The following is a 23,506-nucleotide window of genomic DNA, read 5'->3' as shown; positions in this document are numbered from 1 at the left end:
CTGCTCTGTTTGATAAAAATCAATTCTTCAGCGGGCGATTTTTAGGTTCTCAAAAGAGACTTTATTATTTAATCTCAGACCATCTTGAAGTTTGATTTCGTCCCTTCCTTTTGGATGCATACAATGCTTCATCAGCCCTGTCTACAATGCTATCTATATTCTTATCGCTTGGGTGTAATTCTGCAACACCCAGACTGATTGTAAGTGGCTGGCCTGGAGTGAATAGGAATGACTCCGTTTCTTTTCGTATCGACTCAGCTACTTTTAACCCATTAGCTTCCGATGTATTGGGCAGTAAAATGATGAATTCTTCGCCCCCCCATCGTGCCAAAAGATCACTCTTTCTGATTCGACGCGACACGAGTTCACTTAACTCTTTGAGGTAGACATCACCGACATTATGCCCAAACTGGTCATTGATGGATTTAAAATGGTCGACATCAAACAGGATGATGCTAAACGTTGAGGTAAGGTTTTTGCCTTGTGCAAACTCGTATTGTAAGAGCTTGGTGAACTTGTTGCGGTTAAATACCTGAGTGAGAAAATCGGTATTTGAAGCTGTAGTGAGTCTTTGGTTAAGTCTATGACTCGCGAATATGCTCCAAGCGGTAACGGCAGACACCAACAATATTAGTAATATGTATATCACGTAGTTATTGAAAAGCTCTGTGAGCCTCGCATCTTGTGTACTGGAGATTAAGTAAGCGACATGTTCGCCCTTGATGTTTTTAATCGATAAAAAACTGAGTACGTATGTTTTTCCTCCAATAGTAATGTCATGGGAGAAGCTATGTTCGTATAGGGTTAGTGAACTCAGAGACTTTTTAAGGATGTCTGCGTTATCTAACAAGGCTTTGTACTTTATTTTTGGTAAGTGCTTTTCAAATACGGCTTTATCAAAATAGTAGTTATCGGATAAAAAGCTGGATAGATAATTGCCCACCATGTCATCAAAGAGCTTTGACTCTACCGTCGATTTGTTGATGATAAAATGAAAATCGTCATCGGGGTACAATTCAAACAGTAAGTCTACGATACTACCCATGGAAAGAGACACTTCTATTGTTCCAACTTGTTTATCGTGATCAACAACTGGGTACACGAATCGGTAGCCATTAAAGATACGGCCTTCTTCAAAGCCTTCGACAAAGCGTTCTTCGACATTCGCTAATCTGACGGATTCTCTTATTGAGAATAGGTTATCGCCAAACTTTTCTGGTTTATGGACTCTTAAGAAACTATCGCCATTTTTGAAATGAAAATGCAGTTGCCTGAAATTGTATTCTTTTAACAAGGCGTAGTCTTTTTTCAACTGCTGATAGATCTTTTGCCTGTTCTTGCTACGCACTTCTTCACCAGAATCAGCTGCAGCTGCGAATAAAGGGACGATTTCTTGTTCTCTCTCGATCTGTTTAAACACATAATGAGAAAACTTGCGATATACCCCAATACTCGACTGCACTTTGGATTCAAACGTCGCGGAGTAATTGTTCAGAATACTTAACTTCTGTTCGTGGTAGCTATTGAAGAGCAAAACGAATAAGGAAACCAAAATAAAGCTAAGTGCAGCATAGCGTGTGGTCAGCTTATGGAGCTTTGAGCGAAAAAATTTAGGGGTACTTCGTGGCGACAAACGATAGCCTCTAAAATTATAAAAATGGATTATGATAATAGGGGCATAGTACAAACATGTTGGAAAATTTGATAGGTTTTTTAGTATGTTGTCAGCAAATTTAACTTCTATGCAATCTAGTACATTTATGAAATGGTCGCCGAAGGCTGTTCATGGGGGTGTTTGAGACTTTTACGGCGCACTTTTATCTGCGAGAGAATCACACCGGAAATAACAAATAAGCCGCCAATAATATGGTAGATATGGATCGCTTCTCCCAGTAGTGAGGATGCCAACGCCACAGCAACGACAGGCAACAAATTCATAAACATGGCACTGGAATCGGCGCCAATTAAATCTATCGCCTTTACCCACATTAGTGGTGCAAAAATTGAAGCAGCAATGCCCGCATAAGCAATCAGTGGTATTGATTCTTGGCTAGGTAATAGTTGGTTACTCGTCAACCACAGAGGTGCCAGCATGGTTACAGAGAAGAAACCTTGCATGTAAACCAAGGTTAGGCTGTTAAATGGCATCTTCCAGCGTTTTAGTAGCACGCAGTAAGCTGCGTATACGAAGGCGGCAAGTAACATCAAACCATCACCCTGAGTAATATCCTGACGCAAGAAATAAGTCATGTCTCCATGGCCAAGCATAAAGGCTAACCCCAATAATGAAATTAAGCCGCCCACGATACTCAATTTAGAAATCGACTTACCTAATAAAGGCACGCTAAGAAAGACGCTGATTAATGGGACCAATGAGGTAATCAGTGCCATATTAGAAGCCGTGGTGGTTAAACCAGCGTAATAGCCAAGAGATTGGTTTAACACCATACCTAACAGAGCAAGACAAGCCAGTTTGGTGAGATAAGGGCGAATAACGTGACGCTGTTTGATCACGGCTGGTAGGCAGAACGGTGTTAGGATCAGCAGAGCAACAAACCAGCGGTAGAAACTCATCGCACTTGGTTCTATCGTGCTAGCTGCCACTTTGTTGACGATAGTATTCCCGCCCCAAATCATGACGGTAAAAAACGGAAGCAAGTAAACCATGAAAACCCTATCGCACAATAATTAATGACGATAGTCTGGCAGGTCTTTATAATGAAAAGTATCTCCTAAAAGACATAGTGAGCGATAGGAAGACAATTTTGAAAAAGAGTTCGCGAAACCTGCATCCTTCATTATCAATCGATCGGGCTCCATCCGATGTGTTTATGAATTTCGAAGCGTTTTTGTCAAATACAGAGACACGAATGCATAGCCACCCGTGGGGGCAGGTACAATTGATCAGCGGTGGTATTTTAGAAATAGATGCGGAAGACACACGTTTTTTAGCCCCACCTCATTTAGCTATCTGGGTGCCTGCGGGTATTCGTCATACCAGTTATAACCGTAAACCGCTCGAGTACTGCTCGTTAAACATCTCTCCGGAATTAACCGCGCATTTCCCGACCAAAACCAGTTTAATTAAGGTCACGCCAGTTATAGCTGCGATTATTGAGGATTTTCGTCAACGTGACATCAATGTTGCTGATAGTGATGAAGACAAACGCCTAGTACAGGTGCTGCTCGATCAATTGGCTAAGCAAGAAGTGGAACACCATTTTTTACCGACCACGGATAATAAGTATCTGGAACCGATCCTTAAAGCGGTGGAAGAATCACCCACGGATGACATCAGTTTGGCGGAGTGGGCGGCAAAAGTGCATACAACCGAGCGAACGTTAGCGCGTCACTGTCAGAGTGAGTTGGGAATGAGCTTTACTGAATGGCGATTACGTGTCCGGTATCTGCACTCTATGGAGTTGCTGCGTAAGGGACAAACGGTAAAAGAAGTCGCATTGACGTTGGGTTACAACCAGGCGAGCCCTTTTATCGCCATGTTTAAGAAATATTCCGGCATGACACCGGAGCAATATAAGAATCGCTTGTTATAGCTGATGGGGCTTTAATCATAAGTGTGGTACTTATGACAAAATCGTGCATAGGTTTTGTTGTCGATAGTACAGCCTCAAAATGTCTATAAAACTCTATTTAGTGATATGACCTTCTAAAGGTCACCAACTATCAATTGATTTCATATGCTCTCTTGCCTTACAATTAATGGTAATGATACTTATTTTCAATTGTGTTTAACATTAGAATTAGGATGCAGATGCTCGTGAATTTAATGTGACAAATCTCAATAAGGATAGTTAGATGGCCATTCCTAAGATCGCCCCATACCAAGTACTTCAACCAGAGTCATTTCCCATAAATAAAGTTGACTGGGTGATAGCTCCTAAGAAGTCAGTTGTTTTAGTCCATGATTTGCAAACTTATTTCCTCAACTTTTTTGATAAAACTTTGTCACCTATTCCTGAACTTCTACAAAATGTTAAAAAAGTTACAGAGAATGCTAGAGCGGCAGGCATACCAGTCGTTTATACGGCTCAACCTGCCAATCAAGATCCAAAAGAAAGGGCGCTCCTGACTGATTTTTGGGGCTCAGGCCTAACTCAAGGTACGGAGATAGTGCCAGAAGTACCACCGCAATCTGGTGATATTCAATACACTAAGTGGCGCTATAGTGCGTTTAAGAAAACGCCTTTGCTTGAATGGATGAAAGAGGAGCAAAGGGACCAACTCATCATCGTTGGTGTCTATGGCCATATCGGAATTCTTTCAACAGCACTTGACGCTTTTATGCTAGATATCAAGCCGTTTGTTATTGGCGACGCTATTGCAGATTTTTCTAGAGAAGATCATGTGTACACGCTTAAATACATTTCTAGTCGAAGTGGTTGTGTTAAATCTGTTGATGACTTTGTCACAAGCGTCAGTTCCGATGCCTCTTTATCCACTAGTAATCTCAGTCTAGAAGCGATGAGGAAGGATGTTGCGGATATTCTTGAAGTTGATTTAGATGAAGTAGATGTAGACGAAAATCTTATCTTTCTCGGGTTAGATTCCATTCGTGTAATGACATTACATAGCCGTTGGAAAATGCTAGGTTTAGATATAGAACTTGCTGAAATGGTAGCAAAAAATACTATTAAAGATTGGTGGGAAGCCGCTCAAGTACTAGCTTAAGGCACAACACGATTAATGAACTCCCCCTGTAGTAATACAGGGGAAAGCACCTAAGCGCTGTATTTTGCTCTTAAAGCCTTTTTATTGATTTTACCAACAGGGGTTTTCGGTAATTGCTGGCAAAACTTGATGTGATCAGGGATTTTATACTCTGCAACTCCTTGCGTGTATAAAAATTTCCTAATCGTAACGGGCTTAAGGTGAGCGTTTGCATTACAGACGATTACGGCGCAACTTTTTTCTCCTAAAAATTCATCAGGAACCGCTATTAAAGCGACATCATGAATACCATCATGTCTAAGTAATATATTCTCAATTTCTTCAGTGGCGATCTTTTCTCCACCTCTGTTAATTTGATCTTTTTCTCTTCCTGTCACAATGATATTGCCCTCGGCGGTTTGGCGGACAAGATCTCCTGTCGCATAAAAACCATTTGGGTTAAACGCGCGTTGGTTGTGCTCTGGAGCTTTATAGTAACCTCTTATTGTGTATGGACCTCGAGTCATCAATTGCCCTTCTTCTCCAAGGGCAACAGGTAAACCCGCTTCGTCTACGATTAGTATTTCATCATGTTTCGAAATAGGACGGCCTTGTGTTTTTGTTATGACGTCGATAGGGTCGTCTAGGCGAGTATAGTTAACTAGCCCTTCTGCCATTCCAAATACTTGCTGCAATTTACATCCAAGAACAGATGGAAGTTCCCGAGCTGCACTTTCGCTAAACTTTGCGCCACCTACTTGAATAAGATCTAAACTCGAAAAATCTTGCGTAGCGCTTCGCGCGTATTGCATCCAAAGTAAGGCTAGGGGAGGGACGAGTGCACATGTATTGACTCTGTGCTTTTCAATCAATGAAAAGTTGAGTTCAGGTGAGCCATCTAGACTGAGTACTACGCAACCTCCAGCGAATAGTGTCCCTAAAGTGCCTGGAGAGCTTAAGGGAAAGTTATGAGCGGCTGGTAACGTGCATAAATAGCGAGTGTCTTGATTAAATTGACAGATACTGTTGCTTCCCAAAATACTGTAAGCGTAGTCATTATGAGTTCTTGGGATTAGCTTTGGTGTACCTGTCGTCCCCCCTGACAGTTGAAAAAAGGCAATGTTATCGGCGGTAGTACTTTGACTTGTAGAGGGCTCGATAAACAAATTTTTCAGTGAGTGAACACGGCCTTCCCTTGTTTCACCTGTCGTAATGGCGAAGTCTAAAGTTGCACAGTTCTCAAGTAATTGAGAGGCGATGTTCTGTGTTGCTTTTCCTGAGGTATACTCGGAAAAAATGTAGGCTCTCGCTCCAGCGTGTTCGCAAAAATAGCGCAGATCTAAATAGCGATGTGCGGGCAGAGCGAGAACGGGCTTAATCCCTTTTAGGGTGAGAGCGAAAAACGAGAAATAGAATTCAGCCGTATTATTGATTTGTAAAACGACATTATCACCAGGTCGCAAACCTAACTTTATGAATCCTCCTGCGAGTTGGTGGATTCGCTCCAGTAACTCGTCGTAGCTATAGGTGTTTTCTCCACAGCAGATCGCGGGCGCGTCGGGTGAAGACGTTGCAATCATATGGAGATGGTCGTATAACGTTTTATCTTGCCAATATCCTAAGTTTCGATATTTACGGCTGACGTCCTCTGGCCAAGGTGTAAAATCATAGTTCGTCATTTTCGCCTCTTATGCTGTCAGTAGATCATCAATTTGTAGTCCTGCGGCGTGTAAAATGGTGTTCATCTTGGCGCCAGTTTCATCAAGCTCACTCTGCGGAGAGGATTCATGAACGATTCCTGCACCCGCGTAAAGCGACATAGCTCGTTGACTTACTTCAGCACATCGAATAGTTACTACCCATTCACCGTTACCTCTTGCGTCGCACCAGCCGACCATTCCAGTGAAATAGCCACGCTCGAACTTTTCAATTTCTTTGATAGCAGCATAAGCCGTTTGTCTAGGGAATCCGCACACCGCCGGAGTTGGATGAAGGTCTGCGGCGATTTTTAACGAACTGATATTAGGGTCGTCAGCTTGTCCCTGTAGTAGAGTAGATAAGTGCAGCATGGTTTCTGTTTCTATGACAGAGGGAACCATAGGGGTGTATAGGTTGTGACAATACTGGCCAAGTACCTTTTCTACTTCTTCAACGACGAAGCTATGTTCATTGAGATCTTTCTGCGTATCTAACAAAGAAGCATAGGCCGTTTTGTTTTCGATCTCACAAGACGATTTAGGCCGCGATCCCGCTAGCGGATTGGATGCCACGTGACTCCCTTTTTTAGAGAGAAGTAACTCAGGGCTCGCGCCCATCAGTTTAGAAGCTTCTGATATTTGAGAGCAAAACGTATAGCCGTTGGTGTTTATGGAAAGCAAGTTGCGTAGAAGCGAACATGGGTTAATGTTTTCATTGGTAGTGATTTTAACCGAGCGAGAGAGCACGACTTTTGATAGTTCAGTGGTGTTAAATAGCTCAAGTAAATGTGAAACGCCATTTTTATACTCATCACCAGTTGGTGGTGAGACGACTTTTGCTGTTTGTGGTACACCTTTATCATTGTTATGCCCGCGGGTACTGCTTGAAACATACAGCGTTTCAGGAATACAAAACTGAGTAGGTGTATTTTCATCGAATGGAACGGTAGCAAATAACACCGGATTATCATTTTCCGGTGTTTTAGCGCTTTCTAGTAATCCTTCAGCGATGCTTGCCAATTGCGAGAAAGGAATGGAGCGAGTTAATCTTATTTTGACGCCGACACAAAGCATAGAGTTTTGTGGAGATGAGAAAAAGAACGGGGAATCTTGGAGCTCTTTATCGAACATCTCGTTGGCCATTTTGGAAAAGCCGACAACCTCTCGTTTCATAAATTGTCCTTACTAATGGTTAACTGAATTCAGACGTGTTCAGTGTGGGATAAATGAGAACTTGTATGCTTTAGTGCTGCTGGGTCGTGTATTGAGCATGGCCCAATGATAACGAGCAGCCTAGTATCGTCTTAGCTTTGCTTTTTAAGGAAGTAGCACAGTTCTCTTTAACCTTGACTCTTCCGTCTTCAATTGTGAGTTCCAATGTCGGAGACCATATATTCTGATCGCGATGCGTGACAATAATCGCTGTCGAGTTCAAGGTTTTAATATGTTGAGCAATGCTTTTTTCGGTTGCTTCATCCAATGCTGACGTCGCTTCGTCGAAAACGAGGATTGGTGCTTTTTTAATGAGTGCTCGGGCAATGGCGACTCTTTGCCTTTCTCCTCCTGACAGCCCAGAGCCTCTTTGGCCGACTGTTTGATGTATTCCTCCAGTCGATGAGTCAATAAGCTCGCCTAATTGTGCGTGTCTTGCGTAACTTTCAACTTCGCGATCACTTGCGTTTGGATTACCTAATCGAATGTTTTCCGCCATTGTGCCTGTATAAATGATCGGATCTTGAGCAACATAAGCGATATGCTGGGCGAGCACGTTATAAGGGATATTTTTTAGGTCTACCCCCCCAAGTGAAATAAGACCTTGGTTAGGATCATCAAACCTTAGAAACAGGCCCAGTAAAGTGCTTTTTCCACTACCACTGACTCCATTGATGACGACGGTTTCGCCTTGCTCTATTTCCACGCTAGCATCTTCAAAGAGATCTAAGTGGCTCACAAGGTTCAGTTCGAACTTATGGTTTTTGGGGGAGGTTGCATATTGAGAGTTAGGCTCAGGTAGAACAGGGACATTCGTTAACTGAGCGTAACTTCTTATTGAGGATTTTACGTCGTTAATCGCGAAGCCTGCCAATGCTAATTCACCCAAAGGTGCAGCTGCACGGGTAATCAATATCAATAAAGCTAAGATTAATAAGGGTTGAGTTACTTGCGCTAAAACGAGATAAGTCGCGATACCTGCAAGAGGTAAAATGGTTGCCAATGCCGAGACTAAGGTTGCGACAGAAGCAGTACAATTGATGGTTGAATACACTTTTTCTTGTTCGTGCCAACTTTGGTCAATACGCTCTAATGCGCGCTCTGGACCCGCTATTGAGCGAAGCAGCTCAAGATGATCGATGAGTTCAAGTGTTGATTTTGTAGCTTGAACGTCTGCGTCATGTCGGTCTCTATCTGAGCGACTTAAGTAGTTCTGTGCCTTGTATTGAACTAGCAGCGCAACTACCAACAGTACGGCGCTAAGTAGTGCAATTTCGCCACCTCCAACGACCCCGATACCAACAACTAAAAATATTGGTAACAACGGGGCATGTAAAAACGTTTGTAACTGATGAGCAGGAATGGCCATAAAGCCAGGTATGCCTCGTTCTGCTAGTTGGGTGAGCTGAGTTCTATGTTGATCATCAAACCAGGCTAGCTTTGCTTTACTGAGTGAATGACCCACTGCAGAGTACAAATCCCCAGCCAGTTTCGCGCCAGAAAGAAATCCAGAACGAGTTACAAGAACGGTAACTATTACCGTTAGCGCTGCAGCCATGATGGTGTTCAAGGGTGAAGCTTGTTCGACGATCGATATCGCAAGAAGTGTGTACGCCGTTGCCTCAAATAGTGCAACTAGTCCCCAACCTACAGCGACGTGGTATAAACGATGTTTAGCGCTTTGCGGAATCGCTGAATTGGAAGAGAGGGTATTATGAGATGTCATACTTCTTCATCCTATTGTTGAGCATTTCTGTTTAGTATCAATGTAGAGTCTGCTAGTTTCGCGAGTTCTGAATCATGAGTAATCATGATGAATACTTTGTCATGAGTTTTCGCAAAATCGGCGAGATTTTTAATCACAGTGAAAGCTGTATTTTTATCGAGAGCGCTGGTTGGTTCATCCAGCAATAAAACATTGGCTTGAGTCAAAAATACGTTTGCTAATACGACACACTGCTGCTGGCCTCCAGAAAGTACGTTTGCATCTGAATTAAGGTCAATCTCTAATTGAGCTTGTTGTAATGCTTGGCGAAGCTTTTCGTCATTGGCATTTGGAGCTGATAATTGCAAGTTCTGCCTAATGGTAGTGTTGAGTACACCCATATCTTGAGGTACATAGCGTATGGCTGAGTAGCGTGATATCTCAGAGAGTTCAGAAAGTTCATTGTCTCCCAAGGCAACGAGGCCGGAAAAGGGCTTTTCTTGAACAGCTAAAATACGCAGTAACGTGCTTTTACCCGCACCGCTAGGCCCCATGATGGCCGTGAACGACCCCACTGAGAAGTTGTGGGTAAAGTTATCAATAATATTAACTGTTCCATTAGTAACTACGATTTTTAATGCTTGCAGTGGTTGAGGCTCTTCTCCAACACTCAAATTGCCACTTTCTATCTGTGGTTGCTGTAAAAAGTCACTGATGCTCTTTGCAGCATTCTTCCCTGCGCGAACGTAGTCTAACCCATGTCCAAGCTTAAGTACTGGTGATACGACGGCCAAACCAAAAAAGAATACCGAAGCCATCGCCGCAGGGCTCAATTGATAGCCAACGGTATAAGCTATCGCGAAAGTCGAAACAGCTTGAAGTAATGCGATAGCCACTGCGGCTGGAAGGGCTACGCTACCAACCCACTTTACTATGCCGAGGGTAAAGCGTCTTGTGGCGTCGTTGTAGCTGGCGAGTGCTCCTGTCTGTGTACCGTAAATTCGATTAACTCGGATGCCTCTTGTGTAGTCGTTTACGGCAGTAACGATGTCGCTCATTATTGTCATGCGCTCTGTGCCATGTTTAGCGGCGAACCTAGGTAAAAAGAGCAAATAATACAATGATGCAATCAGACCAGGGAGGAGAGTAAACATGGCTACCGGACCTGTAAGATTCAACATGATTACAATGGAAGTAACGGGGACGACAATGAATGTCACGAGTTCTGAAGGCAAATGTGCAACCATGTGGTGAAGTGTGTTGATGTCTTCGGAAATCAAGCGACGCAGTTGATTATCACCATATTGAGAGATGGTCTTGCTTGGCAAGCGCGTCAAATGCTGAGCAACTTGGCGACGTAATCGAGTGGAAAACTGCGACTCGGCATCATGGACTAACCAAGAGCCTACTGATGAGACAAGCGCGCTAGCAGCCCATAGGCCGATGGCACCATAAACCCATTGGCCTGTAAGGTCGTCGATGAGCTGTATTAAGCATAGCAGTGCGCCAACGTTTCCCAAAGCGGCGAGTACTTCACAAAGCGTCCCCAAAGCAAGCTTCTTAAGCGATGGTTGTAAGGCTGGCATTAAGCTAGGCGTGACGTAATATTGACTGATCTTACTTATCATTTTCTCACCTTATTTAGTCTATCCGGTGAAAATATGGCGAATGTGGTAGAGCAAATAGAGCTCGATAGAGTTTTCATATAAAGCCTTTGGATCTAACGTTGGTTGATTATATTTTTGCTTAATTCTGGCCGCTGGCGTTGCGAATGCCGTAATCAGGGTTCAAGTCGAAAATGACGTCTTCGATCAACGAATCCAATTTTTCGGTGCTATCTAGGTGCGGCATTGTGACAATATGGGCGACATCACCAGAATTGGCTAAAGAGTATTTTCGCCAAACTGGCTCTGATGGGCATGGTAAAACGACTGTATTGGAATTTTTATTACGCCAAGCATTGATCCCTGCTGCTTGGAAGCGTTGAACAGTATATTCAGCCATATCCAAACAAAGGTGTACTTTGTCTTGCCAGTCTGAAAACGAATGGCTTTTGATTGCTGTCCACATGAATAGGGCACTATGACCGTTTCTTGAACCGCTGATGGTTTGATCGCGCGAAGAAATGTAATCAACCTCGACAGAAATCTGGTCAACCATATATCGCTTGGCAAGTACGATCCCACACGGAATCGGGGAGCCTATCATCTTGTGACCTGATACACTGATTGAGTCAATGCCATCTTCAAAGGAGTAGGGATGTGGTTGATCAACAAATGGCATGATCATTCCACTTAACGCTGCATCCGCATGAATGTAGTAGTTTTTTTTCTCTAATCCTATTGTTGCGAGATCAAGCTGAATTCGCTCAATATTATCTATTGCACCACGCATTGTGGTTCCTATATTGGCAAAGATAATAGGGTTGTTCTGTTTGTCTTTTTTAATTTGTTTGACAAGTCGCTGATAATCTATTTCCCCATTTGTCAATGAAGGGATTTTTCTTGCCGTAATATTGAGTAATCTAGCGATTTTATCGACGGAGTAATGTGTTTCTTCAGAATAATAGATGTAGCTGGTTGGAAACAGCTCTCGAGCTAAATAACATGAAAATAAGTTACCTTCAGTGCCTCCATTAGAGATATACCCCCAACTTTCTTGGTGAGATATCTTAAATAGTTGGGAGAAAAAACTAATCACATCTTTCTCAAATTCAAATGAATTGAGTTTGTAATTACTCTCTTCTCTCCAATCACCACAGTTGTTAATGGAGAACTGCATGAACTTGTCTAGTATCGAGTAATTAAAATCAGCAGATTCAGGGTATCCTACATTAAAGTATTGATTTTCCTTGCAGTAAAGCCAAAATTCATTAAGCCTACCTAGATCCTCATCGGATAGTTTCATAACGTTTCCTGTTGAGTCATTTTGAATGAGTTAAGGTACAGGTCACAACCATGTACACTTACACTTTGTTAGTAATTAATGCCCTGAGTAGAATCGTTCCCTATTTTTTTATAAAACTATCTACCGGGTAATACTTGGAACTTAGGTTTTGATATTACTTTCTGTTGTTAGTGGCTTTGATAGAAATGTTAACAATCTTCAAAGCAGTATTATTTTTGTCGAGTTTCTATTTTTTAATTTTAATACTCTTTATCTTTCTTCTCTTCAGGCTAATCCTCGTATGTAATCGTACGTCGTTTCATATTACTTGGTCAGCGTGTGAGAACCTCAGCAAACGCGACTTTTATTTCAAAAACCATTTATAAATGATGCCAATAATAGAATTACTATCAGTCTAGTACGGCACGTTTGGCGTATTTCAAGATGATCAACAACAGTTTCGCCGTATGATCAAAAAAATAGCTCGGCGAATAGAGTATGGTTGACGTCACGGATATAAATTGGCGCTCTTACCTTCCAATAATTTCAATGTCAATGCATTTCTATGAGTATTGTTTCTTATGTCACATTGACTTGATTGTTATTGTTTCAGCTTTACTTGAGAGTCTGTCTTAAGTGACGTATTTCTCTTATCTAATTAATAATAAAAAGTTTTTTGTTGCAAATGATTATCGTTTGCAAAATAATGGCGCCTAACCGATGAATTGTCAACAAAGTGAAAGCAGATGAGTGATTTAACACCAATGCAGGCCGCATGTTGGTTTGGAAGAGAAGCTAATGCCAAACTTGGCGGTGTTGCATCTCACCTTTACACCGAGTTCGATGGTGAAAACATCAACTTAGAAAAGCTCAATTCAGCACTAGTAAGTTTGTACCACAGGCATGAAATGCTACGACTTAAAGTTGATGAGTTAGGCGTTTGTTCTATCGTAGATGTGCCCAACCATAGCCTGTTAGAAGTCGATGATTTTAGCTTGCTATCTAAAGATGAGCGGAATCAAGCATTGAGTAGTAAGAGAAAGAAGTGGGCCCATCAGATGCTTGATTTGACTCAAGGTCAAGCGGCAAAGTTCTCCGTGAGTTTACTACCAGGTGGCGCATTTCGATTACATATCGATACTGATATGATTGCTATAGACCCAGGTAGCTGTCGTATTTTAATTGAAGATCTTGCGAAGCTTTACGAGGAAGTTCCCTTAGAATCCAGCGATCAGTTGACCTTTTTCACTTGGCATGACTTAGCAAAAACAGATCCAGACCTAAAGTTACAACGAAAGGCTGACAGGAAGTGGTGGAAATCTCAGTTAGCAAGTATCGCTCCAGCGCCTTCATTGCCATTGCCAGACTCCAATCCTAGTCAGGTTGACAGCCATCATTATTCAGCTTGGTTGGAACCTGAGCAGCGAAAAGTTCTGTTATCTGTTGCCCGACAACACATGATTACACCCGCAAATCTGATGCTGGGTTTGTTTGCAAGAGCATTAGGTAAAGCGACTGGAGACGCCGCATTTAGAATTAACGTCCCGACATTTTGGCGTCCTCCTATTGTTGATGGCACAGAAGATTTAGTAGGGGACTTCGTTAACTTTGTCATTCTCAGTGTAGAAATGAATGGTTCTGAAACCCTCATTGATTTTTGCCACTCCATCGCTACTAAAATGGCGTCGCTACTTGGGCATAGTCGTTATGATGGTGTAAACGTAATGCGAGACCTTTCGGTACATCATGGCAGCTCGCAGCTCACACCGATTGTTTTTACCTCGGCAATTGATTTACCTAGTGGGGACCTATTCTCACGTCGAGTCCACAAGCATTTTGGTAGCATGAACTGGACTATTTCTCAAGGCTCTCAAGTCGCGCTTGACTCACAGGTTGTGAGTATTGATGGCGGTATCATGATCAATTGGGATGTTCGGCAAGAAGCCTTACCGAAGGACTGGACGTCGGCAATGTTCGAGCATTATGTTGCTTTGACGAAAAGTGTTATTTCTGACCCGAGCTTATTGGATGCCCCGCTGGAAAGCTTACAAACTAAACTGATTTGTCGAACGGGTTCAACGGCTGAGCTGACTCCGATGCAGAGAGCCTATTTGTTAGGAAGGACGACACAGATGCCTCTTGGAGGCGTTGCAATGCAAGAGATGTTGGAATATCGAGGAGTGCTTTCCGCTGCGTGTATTCGTCGTCGATTATCGAAAATGGTGGTCAACTATACGAGCTTGAGGAGGTTTGTTGATAGTCAGTCACTTAAGTTACATGTAAGTCAATGTCCTCAAGTGAACTTCAATCATGTGGATTTAAGTCAGCTGGAAACAGATAGGGTAGAGGAGGAACTAGGACGTTTTAGATATACATATAGCCATGCAATCTTTGAGCTAGAACAGCCGCTATGGAATATCACGACTTTTACTCTCCCTGACACTAAAACACACGTTTTTACTCGCTTTGATGCATTGATTCTTGATGCTCGCTCTATCGCCTCTTTGTTGGTGGAACTCTTTGAGGGAGAGGCACCATACATCCCCCTGATTGAAAATGAACCTAACGCTGAAGACGCACAAACGCAACGCAACAAAGACGAAAAATATTGGATTAATAAACTGTCCAGTGTTGAAAAGTCGATGCGCTTCCCTTGGCGTAAATCGCTCGAGTCGATCTCGCTGTCTCGATACAAGAGACAAAGTCTTGAAATTAGCAAAGATACAGTGAAAAAACTGGTTCGAGTAGGCGGGAAGCAAGGGTTATACAAAAACACCATAATGATGTCAGCTGTGATGGAAGCACTGTCTTCTCATGTCAGTGACGGCAAGTTGTGCGTGGCCGTTCCTGTATTACCGATGATCAGCACATCTTATTCAAGTGAATCGAGTTTTATTGCCGTACAGTGGGACGCGAATCAAAACGAATTTCTTCAACGAGCAAAGGCATTGCAAGCAGATACGTTAGAAGGCATAGAACACCTCGCATTCTCTGGTGTGGATTTAGCTCGTACGTTATTTGATAGATGCGGACCCGGGCCGACGCTTCCTATCGTTATCACTAATGGTTTGTCTTGGCCGGCACTAAGTGAAAACGCACCAATGACACTTCAACGTGGTTTAACACAAACTCCCCAAGTAGCTATCGATGTACGCTTTGTCGCACAGGCAGGGGGCTCAATCATGTTTAGCGTCGACTATGCCAGTGAAGCGTTTGCAGATGAGTTAGTGAAAGTGATGTTGGATCGTATTGACATGATTTTCAATTACATGATTACAACGTCTAAATTTGAAGTCGTATTGCAACAACGATTGTCACCTGATAAGTCAAGAGTCATAGAGCTATTTGAGATGCCTCCAAAAGAAGCCAGCACTGCTGACTCAACAAAACAGATTATCTTTGATATCTACTGCAAAGTTCTTGGTAGGAGAACAGACGAAGATACCAATGAAAACATGCTTTTCGCTCAGTTGGGACTTCGACCTAATCATCTTAAACAGATCAGTATCGAACTACACAAAGCTTTGCTGGTGGAGTTGCCAGTGATGCAGCTCATACGCTGCAAAGACGCTAACGATGTAAAGGCACTCGCTCTGCAGCAAGGGTTGGAGTATTAACTCCAATAGGCTTGTTCAATTATAGACCTGAAATGAGTTTCCCAAAGAAAGATGATGGCTTATCAGGGGCTATTTATTCCAGCGGCTTAGGTCATCAGAACGTTAGGCTATTTTCATCTCACATCAAGGAGAAAAAGTGTATATAACAATAAAAGATATCGTCGGTGTTGGCATTGGGCCATTTAATCTAGGGCTTGCCGCTTTGGCCTCTCACCATCCTGAGCTAGACGTTGAGTTTATTGATCGCAGGCAAGAGTTTAATTGGCATAGTGGTATGTTGCTTCCAGGAGCAACCTTGCAAGTCCCTTTTTTGGCCGACCTTGTTACCATGGCTGATCCCACTCACCCTCTTAGCTACTTAAACTATCTTAAGCAACATGATCGCTTGTACCAGTTTTACTATTATGAAACTTTTCTTGTTCCACGAAGCGAGTACAACCATTATTGCCAATGGGCGGCAGGGCTGCTAGAAAACTGCTCATATGGTGAAAATGTGGTTGATGTAAAATACTCAGAAAAACACGAATGCTTTACAATTCAAAGCCAATTGAACAGCGGAGAAATTAAGACAAGGTATAGTAGAGATTTAGCGATAGGTGTTGGAACTACGCCTTGGTTGCCCGATTGGGCCAAAAATGCAAATCATGCTTTGATTCAACACTCTGCGGAGTTTGCTCATATGCGTGAGCAACTGGCAAAGTGTAACAGTGTTACGGTAATAGGATCTGGGCAAAGTGCCGCTGAATGTGTACTTAACTTATATCGTGATCTAAGCCCTGAAAAAATTGATGCCGGAGCAAGGGTTAGCTGGGTTACTCGTTCTGCTGGTTTCCATCCCATGGAAGCGTCTAAGCTGGGACAAGAGTGCTTTACACCGGCATATATGGATTACTTCCACACTCTTTCTCGGGAAAAACGTCGTCACATCGTAGAAGCGCAGGGGCTGCTCTATAAGGGAATAAGCGGATACACTATCGCAGAGATCTTCGATCTGCTTTATGAGCGATCTATTGGGGGTCGTGAGCCTGGGTTAAGCTTGTACTCTAATAGCCAAGTAAATGAGGTCGAAGCACCCGATCACTCGCAGGCGATTAAAGTGTGGTGTTATCAATCACAACAAGATCGAGCGTTCTCTCTTGATACTAACGCAGTTATTTGTGCAACTGGGTATGCGCATCAGTGGCCTAAATGGTTAGATGAGCTAAAAGGCTCTGTACTTGCAACTGATGAACACGATGATTTGATAGTTGAGCCTAACTTTGTTGCTCAGCGTTGTGACCAAGGTATTGGACGCGTCTTTGTTCAAAACCCAGAGATTTTCCAACATGGTGTTGGTGGACCAGATTTAGGTATTGGCGCATACAGAAATGCTTCAATCATAAACCAAGCTTTAGGTAAGGACGTTTATCGACTGCCAGAAAAATCTGCTTTCCAGACTTATGGTGCTCCAGAAGCAACCTAGCATCTTGAGGTTATTTGGGTATATAGCCTTATTTCTTATCGGCCATCATCAAGATGGCCAGTTGGTGAAGTAAATTATTGCTCTGCAACCTCACTCGATAAGGCTCTTACGCATTCAAGCATCATTTCTGGGTGCTCAGTAACATAGAAATGTCCTCCTTTAACAACAAGATGTTCAATCACGTCATTGCACCAAAACTTCCATTCCTCCACTTCTGAATAGTAGGCTTCTTGATCTTTATCTCCTGAAACCAGAATAGTAGGGACTGAAAGGCGAGCATCTCTATTTGGTGGTGATGCGAAAAAATATTGCTCTGTGGCGGTAAAGTCTGCGCGTAGAGCCGGAAGAAATATTGACCACCATTGCGGATTATCAGCAAGACTTTGATCGCATCCCCCCATTTCGATTAGGTTGGCAATGAAGGTTGTATCATCACACTTACTGAGCAATCTTCGACCTTTAATGTGAGGTGCCTGGCAACCAGAGATGACGAGACCTTTAGGCGTATGACCTTGGTGCAGGAGCTTCCTACTTGCCTCATAAGCGACTTGTGCTCCCATACTGTGACCAACAATGATCGTCTTTTCTATGGGGATACGGCTTGCAAGCAGGGCTTGAATCATTTCCTCTGCTAATGACTCGATATTTTCAATAGTCGCGTCATCAATTCTGGTTTCTCTGCCTGGGTAAAGCATGACTGATACTGATTCTTTGACTAGGTTCAGGTTCCGCCAAGCTCTAAGGCTGCCGCTGCCACCGCCTGCAAAAGGACAAAAAATATAGTGAACTCCCTGATCCATACCAGAAGAAGCAATCGTGATTAGTGGACTCATTATGAAGCTCCTTGAGTCATCACTAACTTGCATCTATCCATAATGAGAGCGAGAGCTTCGAGCGAAGGATAGCGATACAATACAGATAATTTGATTGGATAACCCGCTTGGTGACAATGTTTAAGTACCTCAATCGCTGCGTAGGCGTCTCCTCCCAATTGGAAAAAATGGCTAGACTTATAAAACTCTTGCGTGCCGAGTACCTCACTCCAAATCTCAGCTAACTTATGTTCACTGGATGTGACAAGTGGTTGGTCTGCAGTAGACGATTTGTTCTTTCTGCAGCTTGTCATTTGAGTTAGAGCTTTATAGTCGACTTTGCCGTTTGCAGTTAGCGGCAATGTGTCGAGGAATACTATTCGCTGAGGAACCATATAGCTAGGTAGTTGATTGTTTAGTAGGTTTTGTACTTCATCTGTATCTAGTCGCTTGGTGTTTGCTTGTTCTGGATCAAGGACGATAAACGCCGCGAGAGTCTTAGCTTTGTTACCTACAGCGATGGCGATCGCACGTTGTACTTGAGGGATGTTGTTGAGTGCAACTTCGATCTCCCCCAGTTCAATTCGATATCCACCTATTTTTACCTGTTTATCTCTGCGCCCCAAGAACTCAAGGGTGCCATCAGGCCAGTAACAACCCATGTCCCCAGTTCGATACCAAGCACAGTCATCAATATGTAAAAACTGCGCTTGAGTTTTGAGCTCATCGTTAAAATAGCCAAGAGCGACACCATCTCCACCAATCCAGAGTTCTCCAGCTACCCAATCTGGGCAATCGCGCCCAAAGTCATCAACTACTCGATATTGTTGTCGAGGAAGAGGATAGCCATATGGGATGGACCGCCACTCCGACGCTACCTGATCGACATCAAAGACATTCGACCATATTGATGCTTCTGTGGCTCCCCCCATCGCGACAAATTTTCCGTTAGGTCGATATTGACGATAGCGTTCTGGTAAGTCTAATCCGATCCAGTCTCCAGAAAGCATTGTTAAACGTAGTTCGGAAGGCGCAGAGGAACTAAAGCAAGACGCGTAAGTCAATAACATATCGAAAAGGGCAGGTACGCTATTCCACATGGTGACGTTATTCTTTTTAATCGCGTGGCACCAAGCACTTGGGTCTCTTCTTTCAGACTCATTGACTAGTACTATTGCGCCTCCAGCCGAGAGTAAACCAAAAATGTCATAGACAGAGAGATCAAAGTGAAGAGCAGACAGTGCTAATACTCGATCATTGCTATTGATTTGGTAGCGTTGATTGAGGGCGATACAAGTATTGAGTGCTCCTTGGTGAGATATTACTACTCCTTTGGGGGTGCCTGTTGAGCCTGAGGTGTAGATAATATAAGCAGGCTTACTTGGTTCTATTTCGGGTGATGCTACCATTGGCATGCTCTTTATAGCTGTTTGCCAATCTAAATACAAAAATTGGCTAGATGGCATTGAATCCTTTGTATCAGATTCGTCTGTAAGAACTACGTTTATACCAGCGCCTTGGTAAATACCTTCGCGTCTTTCTTGTGGCTGATCGAGTGACACTGGCACATAAACAGCGCCAGCGTACAATATGCCTAATACAGCAACGATCTGGCCGATTCCTTTATTCATACTTACAGCCACACGATCCCCGGGTACCACTCCAACCTTCGTTAGCGCACCTGCGCAGTGTTGCGCATAGTCTGCTAAAGTTTGGTAGCTGATAGACTTTGGGCCATGAATGACTGCCGTTGCATTCGGGAAAGCCTCAACATTTTTCCAAAAACCTTGATGAAGTAAGCCTTCTGGCAATTTGTGGCTTTCAGGTGTGTTGATTGCGTCACGGGTAGAAATTTGATTCGCTGGTAGCAGGATTGGTAAGGGTTGTGTCCAATCACTATCTCTTTGGCTGAGAGAATCAAGGAGGCCAGTGTAGCTAATTAACATCTCTTGGATCATGTCTTTTGGGAACAGTGTATCATGGCTGTCCCAGTGCAGAATAAGTTCGTTTTTCTTTAACTCTGCATGTAACGATAGCCAAGTATTGGCTGACTGGTGGCATCCCCAAACCGCTTTTTGCTTGGTCTCTGTAAGTTGGCTAGAGAAAGCGATATTGGCAGGATAGCGATGAGCGTCTGAAAGCCGAGATAATTGCTGAACAAGTGAGAAAATAGGTGTCGGATGATGCTTGTGCGTTTGTTCGAAGTGTTTTTGGTTTTCTCGAACAATGGAAAGAAAGCTCTGACCGAAACCAGATAAGTTTACAAGTAGAGGCTGAGTAAACTGGCCTACAATCCCTTTTTCTCTATTTTTGGGGCTATTATCAAACCTCAACATGAGAGTCTCTTGATGCCCCCATAGAGATAGAACTGAAGCAAAAATGGTCGCCAGCACTAGCTCCGGTGTTACGTTATGATTTTTACTTCTTACGACCAATTGTTGCCATTTTTCAGACGAAAAACTCACTGTTCGTCTGGTTATCCCTGTTTCAGGCACTTTGTCGGGTTCACATACTGTTGGGAGGTTGGCTGACCCAGGTAGCTTCAATATATGTTCTTCCCATTCGGAACAACCAACTGTCATATTGGTTAACTCGTTAGTCACCATATTGTGATGTGCAGTGAGAACGTCTTTTGGACTGAAAAATGTGGGTAGGTTTCCTTCTAACATTTGATCTAGTTGTTCAAAAAATAATGAAACACTTTGCGTATCAACAGCGACGGAGTTGAATCGGGTATGAAGCCTGATTCTATTTAGTGGTAATAGACTAATAGAAATGGAGAGGATCGCTTGTGAATGATTTTTTGTTAGTTCGGTACGAGTAAGTGTCAGTTGTTTTTCTATTTCTTCTTCCGACGCTTGGCTTAGCTCGTTTACATCGAAGGCTTCAAGGTGGTTTTTATGAGTAAGATGCAAGTAAAAATCAGCACTGATTCTGGTATTGAGCATTGGGTGATGGTTTATAAGTGTCACGAGACAACTTTCTAGCCGATCCCTTGGTGTGTCATTGTATTCCGCTTCTTGATAGATAAAGTTGGCAATGGCTTGCTGTTCACTACGCTGCCTTTGAGTCGATAGTTGCCAGGTTTGATAAGAAGTTAAGGGTAGGACTGTGTTATTGAGAGGAGGTAAGTGTTCGCTTTGGGTCATAGTGAGTTCTCATAAATAGCCAAGTGGGAGGAAGAAATACCCTTAGCCAACAGACTAAGGGCATAGGTGCGCTAGATTAGAAATCCGCTGTAGCAGACAGCATCACTGTGCGCGGTGCACCCAGAGCAAGGTCGGCATAGTGAGTGGTCGTCCAGTAATCCTCATCCAATACGTTGTTGACGGTAAGGCGCCAAATCACGCTTGTATCAGCAATTCTTGAATTGTAACGAGCGCCAAGATCAAAAATAGTCTGGGCAGATAGTGATTGAGTGTTTTGTGCATCAATAAATTGTTCTGACATATAGTTTGCTTGACCAATTAGCGTTAGCTCACGCATAGCTGGAAGGTTCCACTCTAATGCCAGTTTAGCTTGCAGGTCAGGTAACTTAGTTGCTTTTTTCCCTTCTTCTGTCACATCTGTTGCTTTTGTAATTTCAGCATCTGTATAGGCTATCCCCCCGATAAGCGTGTAGTCCTGTGATAGTGTGCCGTAGAATCCCCATTCAATACCGCGATTGCGCTGCTCACCACCGAAAGAAAAAATATTGCTATCCGGGTCTTGGTACCCATTTGGCTTTTTGATTTCAAATAAACTAAACGTATGCGCAAAGCCGTCCATGTCAAGCTTCAGGCCAGCTTCAGCCTGTTTGGTTTTTTGTGGTTCAAAAGCCTCACCAGCGTTCGCTGCACTTGAGCCCGCTGTCTGACCATTCGTCAAGCCTTCGGTGTAATTACCATAAAGCGATACTGAACTCGAAACCTTGTATAACGCAGCAAATGCGGGAGTGTAAGTACTTTCCTTGAGCTTAGTGGTAGGAAGAGACATCCCATTCATTTCTATTCCAGATTCGTAATCGATGCTTTGGTGACGTAAGCCAAGCGTGATTTGATATTTTCCATTAGCAAAAGACAATGTATCGGCAACACCATAGCTGACCTGAGTGGAGTCGACGGGTAAACCATAGTAGTTGTCATAAACTGAATTTTCAGGTCCCCAAACAGGATCATAGATATTAGAATTCCAAGGTGCAGGGCTATTATTTCCTGTCGGAGAATCGTTTTTATCTTCTCTAAAGTAAGTACTATTCAGTACTAAGTGGTGCTCTACCGGACCTGTGTCAAAGCGACTACGAACGCCAATTTCACCTGAAGTACGTTTACTCTCAAGCTTAACCGATCCTAGAGACACCTCGAGGTTGCCTGCGTTATCAATTATTTTGACTCTTTGCGGCACATTGGAATCAAAGTCCGTACGGCTAGCACCTAATGCGGCGTATGCTGTTATTGAGTCATTAACGTCGATTTCCCCGCGAATCATCATTCCTTTGTCTTCGCTGTCATTGTAGGCCCAATCTGGCGTCAATAATGTATCAGATGACGGTGGAGGTGGGACTTTGACACCAGAAGCGATGCTCAACCCTCGGTTTGCCCCCTCAACTCGCTCGGTACTGTAGTACAAATCTGCTTCAACGAAGGCAACATCATTGCGCCAATCCAGGCTTAGCGATGTAAGTTGCGTCTTGCTGCTTTGATTGTTTACTGCTGTGTCTCCATCTTTAAACACGCCATTGAAACGGATACCAAATTGATCATTTGAGCCGAAACGACGACCAATATCGAAATGTCCTCCAAACTGGGAATCAGACATGTAGGTGCCAGTGAAAGATGTTATTGGTGTTTCTTGAGCTCGTTTTGACACTAAGTTGATAGCACCACCCACAGAACCATTAGGAGCCATGCCATTAAGTAAAGATGATGGACCTTTCAGTACGTCGACACGTTGGAACATCTCGGGACTAATACGGTAGTAAGGAGCGATGCCATACAAGCCATTAAACATTGCGTCGCCAATGTCTAAATTAAATCCTCGTATTTTTAAACTTTCTTTGTTTAAACCAGTTTCACCACTGGTGAAAACGGAAGGATCAGAAGCTGAGATGACATCAGAGATATCTTTGGCGTGCTGGTCTTGGATTTGTTTTTCAGTGTATCCAATCGCATTGAAAGGAGTCTCCATGAAGTCTTTGTCTCCAAGCATCCCTATACTACTCGCTTTGGAAATTTTGCCAGCGGCATAAGCTTTGTTTGCTTCACCGTAAACGGTTATGGATTCGTCTACGACTTCTTCTGCTTGAGCAATGCTGATTGGCAATGTAAAAGAGCTGAGTTGAAGCGCAATGAAGAGGGCGATGCGGCTTGGGCTTGGTTTACCTTTTAGTGATTGTTTTGAAGAGTTCGCCGCTATCTGATGATAGTCATGAGTCATTAATGTTTCCTTTTTTTATTTTGGGCTGGCTC

Annotated in this window: 14 protein-coding genes; 4 read left to right on the top strand and 10 right to left on the bottom strand. The window is 43.2% G+C overall.

The window, feature by feature from the left end; all coding sequences use genetic code 11:
• Window positions 1–64: 64 nt before the first annotated feature.
• On the bottom strand, window positions 65–1,462 hold the full coding sequence (locus OO774_RS16565) for a diguanylate cyclase (protein ID WP_264907612.1): 1,398 nt from the start codon (window positions 1,460–1,462) through the stop codon (window positions 65–67).
• 296 nt (window positions 1,463–1,758) lie between these two features.
• A complete protein-coding gene (locus OO774_RS16560) occupies window positions 1,759–2,667 on the bottom strand; it encodes a DMT family transporter (RefSeq protein ID WP_264907611.1) in 909 nt (302 codons plus the stop codon).
• Between the two features lie 98 nt (window positions 2,668–2,765).
• Between OO774_RS16560 and OO774_RS16555 the strand changes: the two genes are divergently transcribed.
• Entirely contained in the window at window positions 2,766–3,554 is a 789-nt protein-coding gene (locus OO774_RS16555) for a helix-turn-helix transcriptional regulator (protein WP_264907609.1), read from the top strand.
• A 262-nt stretch (window positions 3,555–3,816) separates the two neighbouring features.
• Complete coding sequence (locus OO774_RS16550) at window positions 3,817–4,689, top strand: isochorismatase family protein (RefSeq protein WP_264907607.1); 873 nt, start codon at window positions 3,817–3,819, stop codon at window positions 4,687–4,689.
• Between the two features lie 50 nt (window positions 4,690–4,739).
• Here the strand turns inward: OO774_RS16550 and OO774_RS16545 are convergent, their stop codons facing one another.
• The 5 genes from OO774_RS16545 to OO774_RS16525 form a co-directional block, all read right to left on the bottom strand.
• Entirely contained in the window at window positions 4,740–6,347 is a 1,608-nt protein-coding gene (locus OO774_RS16545) for a (2,3-dihydroxybenzoyl)adenylate synthase (protein ID WP_264907605.1), read from the bottom strand.
• A gap of 9 nt (window positions 6,348–6,356) precedes the next feature.
• Entirely contained in the window at window positions 6,357–7,538 is a 1,182-nt protein-coding gene (locus OO774_RS16540) for an isochorismate synthase (RefSeq protein WP_264907603.1), read from the bottom strand.
• A gap of 70 nt (window positions 7,539–7,608) precedes the next feature.
• The gene (locus OO774_RS16535; RefSeq protein WP_264907601.1) at window positions 7,609–9,303 is read right to left on the bottom strand and encodes an ABC transporter ATP-binding protein; all 1,695 of its coding nucleotides are present in this window, start codon (window positions 9,301–9,303) and stop codon (window positions 7,609–7,611) included.
• 11 nt (window positions 9,304–9,314) lie between these two features.
• On the bottom strand, window positions 9,315–10,910 hold the full coding sequence (locus OO774_RS16530) for an ABC transporter ATP-binding protein (protein WP_264907599.1): 1,596 nt from the start codon (window positions 10,908–10,910) through the stop codon (window positions 9,315–9,317).
• Window positions 10,911–11,028: 118 nt separating this feature from the next.
• Entirely contained in the window at window positions 11,029–12,189 is a 1,161-nt protein-coding gene (locus OO774_RS16525; RefSeq protein WP_264907597.1) for a histidine decarboxylase, read from the bottom strand.
• Window positions 12,190–12,914: 725 nt separating this feature from the next.
• Between OO774_RS16525 and OO774_RS16520 the strand changes: the two genes are divergently transcribed.
• Both OO774_RS16520 and angU read left to right on the top strand, forming a co-directional pair.
• Window positions 12,915–15,785 (top strand): condensation domain-containing protein, encoded by a 2,871-nt coding sequence (locus tag OO774_RS16520; protein WP_264907595.1) that lies wholly within the window; start codon window positions 12,915–12,917, stop codon window positions 15,783–15,785.
• Window positions 15,786–15,921: 136 nt separating this feature from the next.
• Entirely contained in the window at window positions 15,922–17,247 is a 1,326-nt protein-coding gene (angU, locus tag OO774_RS16515; protein WP_264907593.1) for an anguibactin biosynthesis histamine N-monooxygenase AngU, read from the top strand.
• Window positions 17,248–17,321: 74 nt separating this feature from the next.
• Here the strand turns inward: angU and OO774_RS16510 are convergent, their stop codons facing one another.
• From OO774_RS16510 to OO774_RS16500, 3 genes are all read right to left on the bottom strand, one after another.
• A complete protein-coding gene (locus tag OO774_RS16510; protein WP_264907592.1) occupies window positions 17,322–18,080 on the bottom strand; it encodes an alpha/beta fold hydrolase in 759 nt (252 codons plus the stop codon).
• The gene (locus tag OO774_RS16505; RefSeq protein ID WP_264907591.1) at window positions 18,080–21,208 is read right to left on the bottom strand and encodes an amino acid adenylation domain-containing protein; all 3,129 of its coding nucleotides are present in this window, start codon (window positions 21,206–21,208) and stop codon (window positions 18,080–18,082) included. Before OO774_RS16505 ends, OO774_RS16510 begins: the two co-directional genes overlap by 1 nt.
• Window positions 21,209–21,284: 76 nt before the next feature.
• Window positions 21,285–23,474, bottom strand: coding sequence for a TonB-dependent receptor (locus OO774_RS16500; protein WP_264907589.1), 2,190 nt, complete (start codon window positions 23,472–23,474; stop codon window positions 21,285–21,287).
• Window positions 23,475–23,506 lie beyond the last annotated feature (32 nt).

Origin of the sequence: Vibrio sp. STUT-A11, assembly GCF_026000435.1 — a bacterium.
Taxonomy (GTDB): domain Bacteria; phylum Pseudomonadota; class Gammaproteobacteria; order Enterobacterales; family Vibrionaceae; genus Vibrio.
Note: the sequence above shows the minus strand (reverse complement) of the source record. Positions and strands in the feature narration are given on the sequence as shown.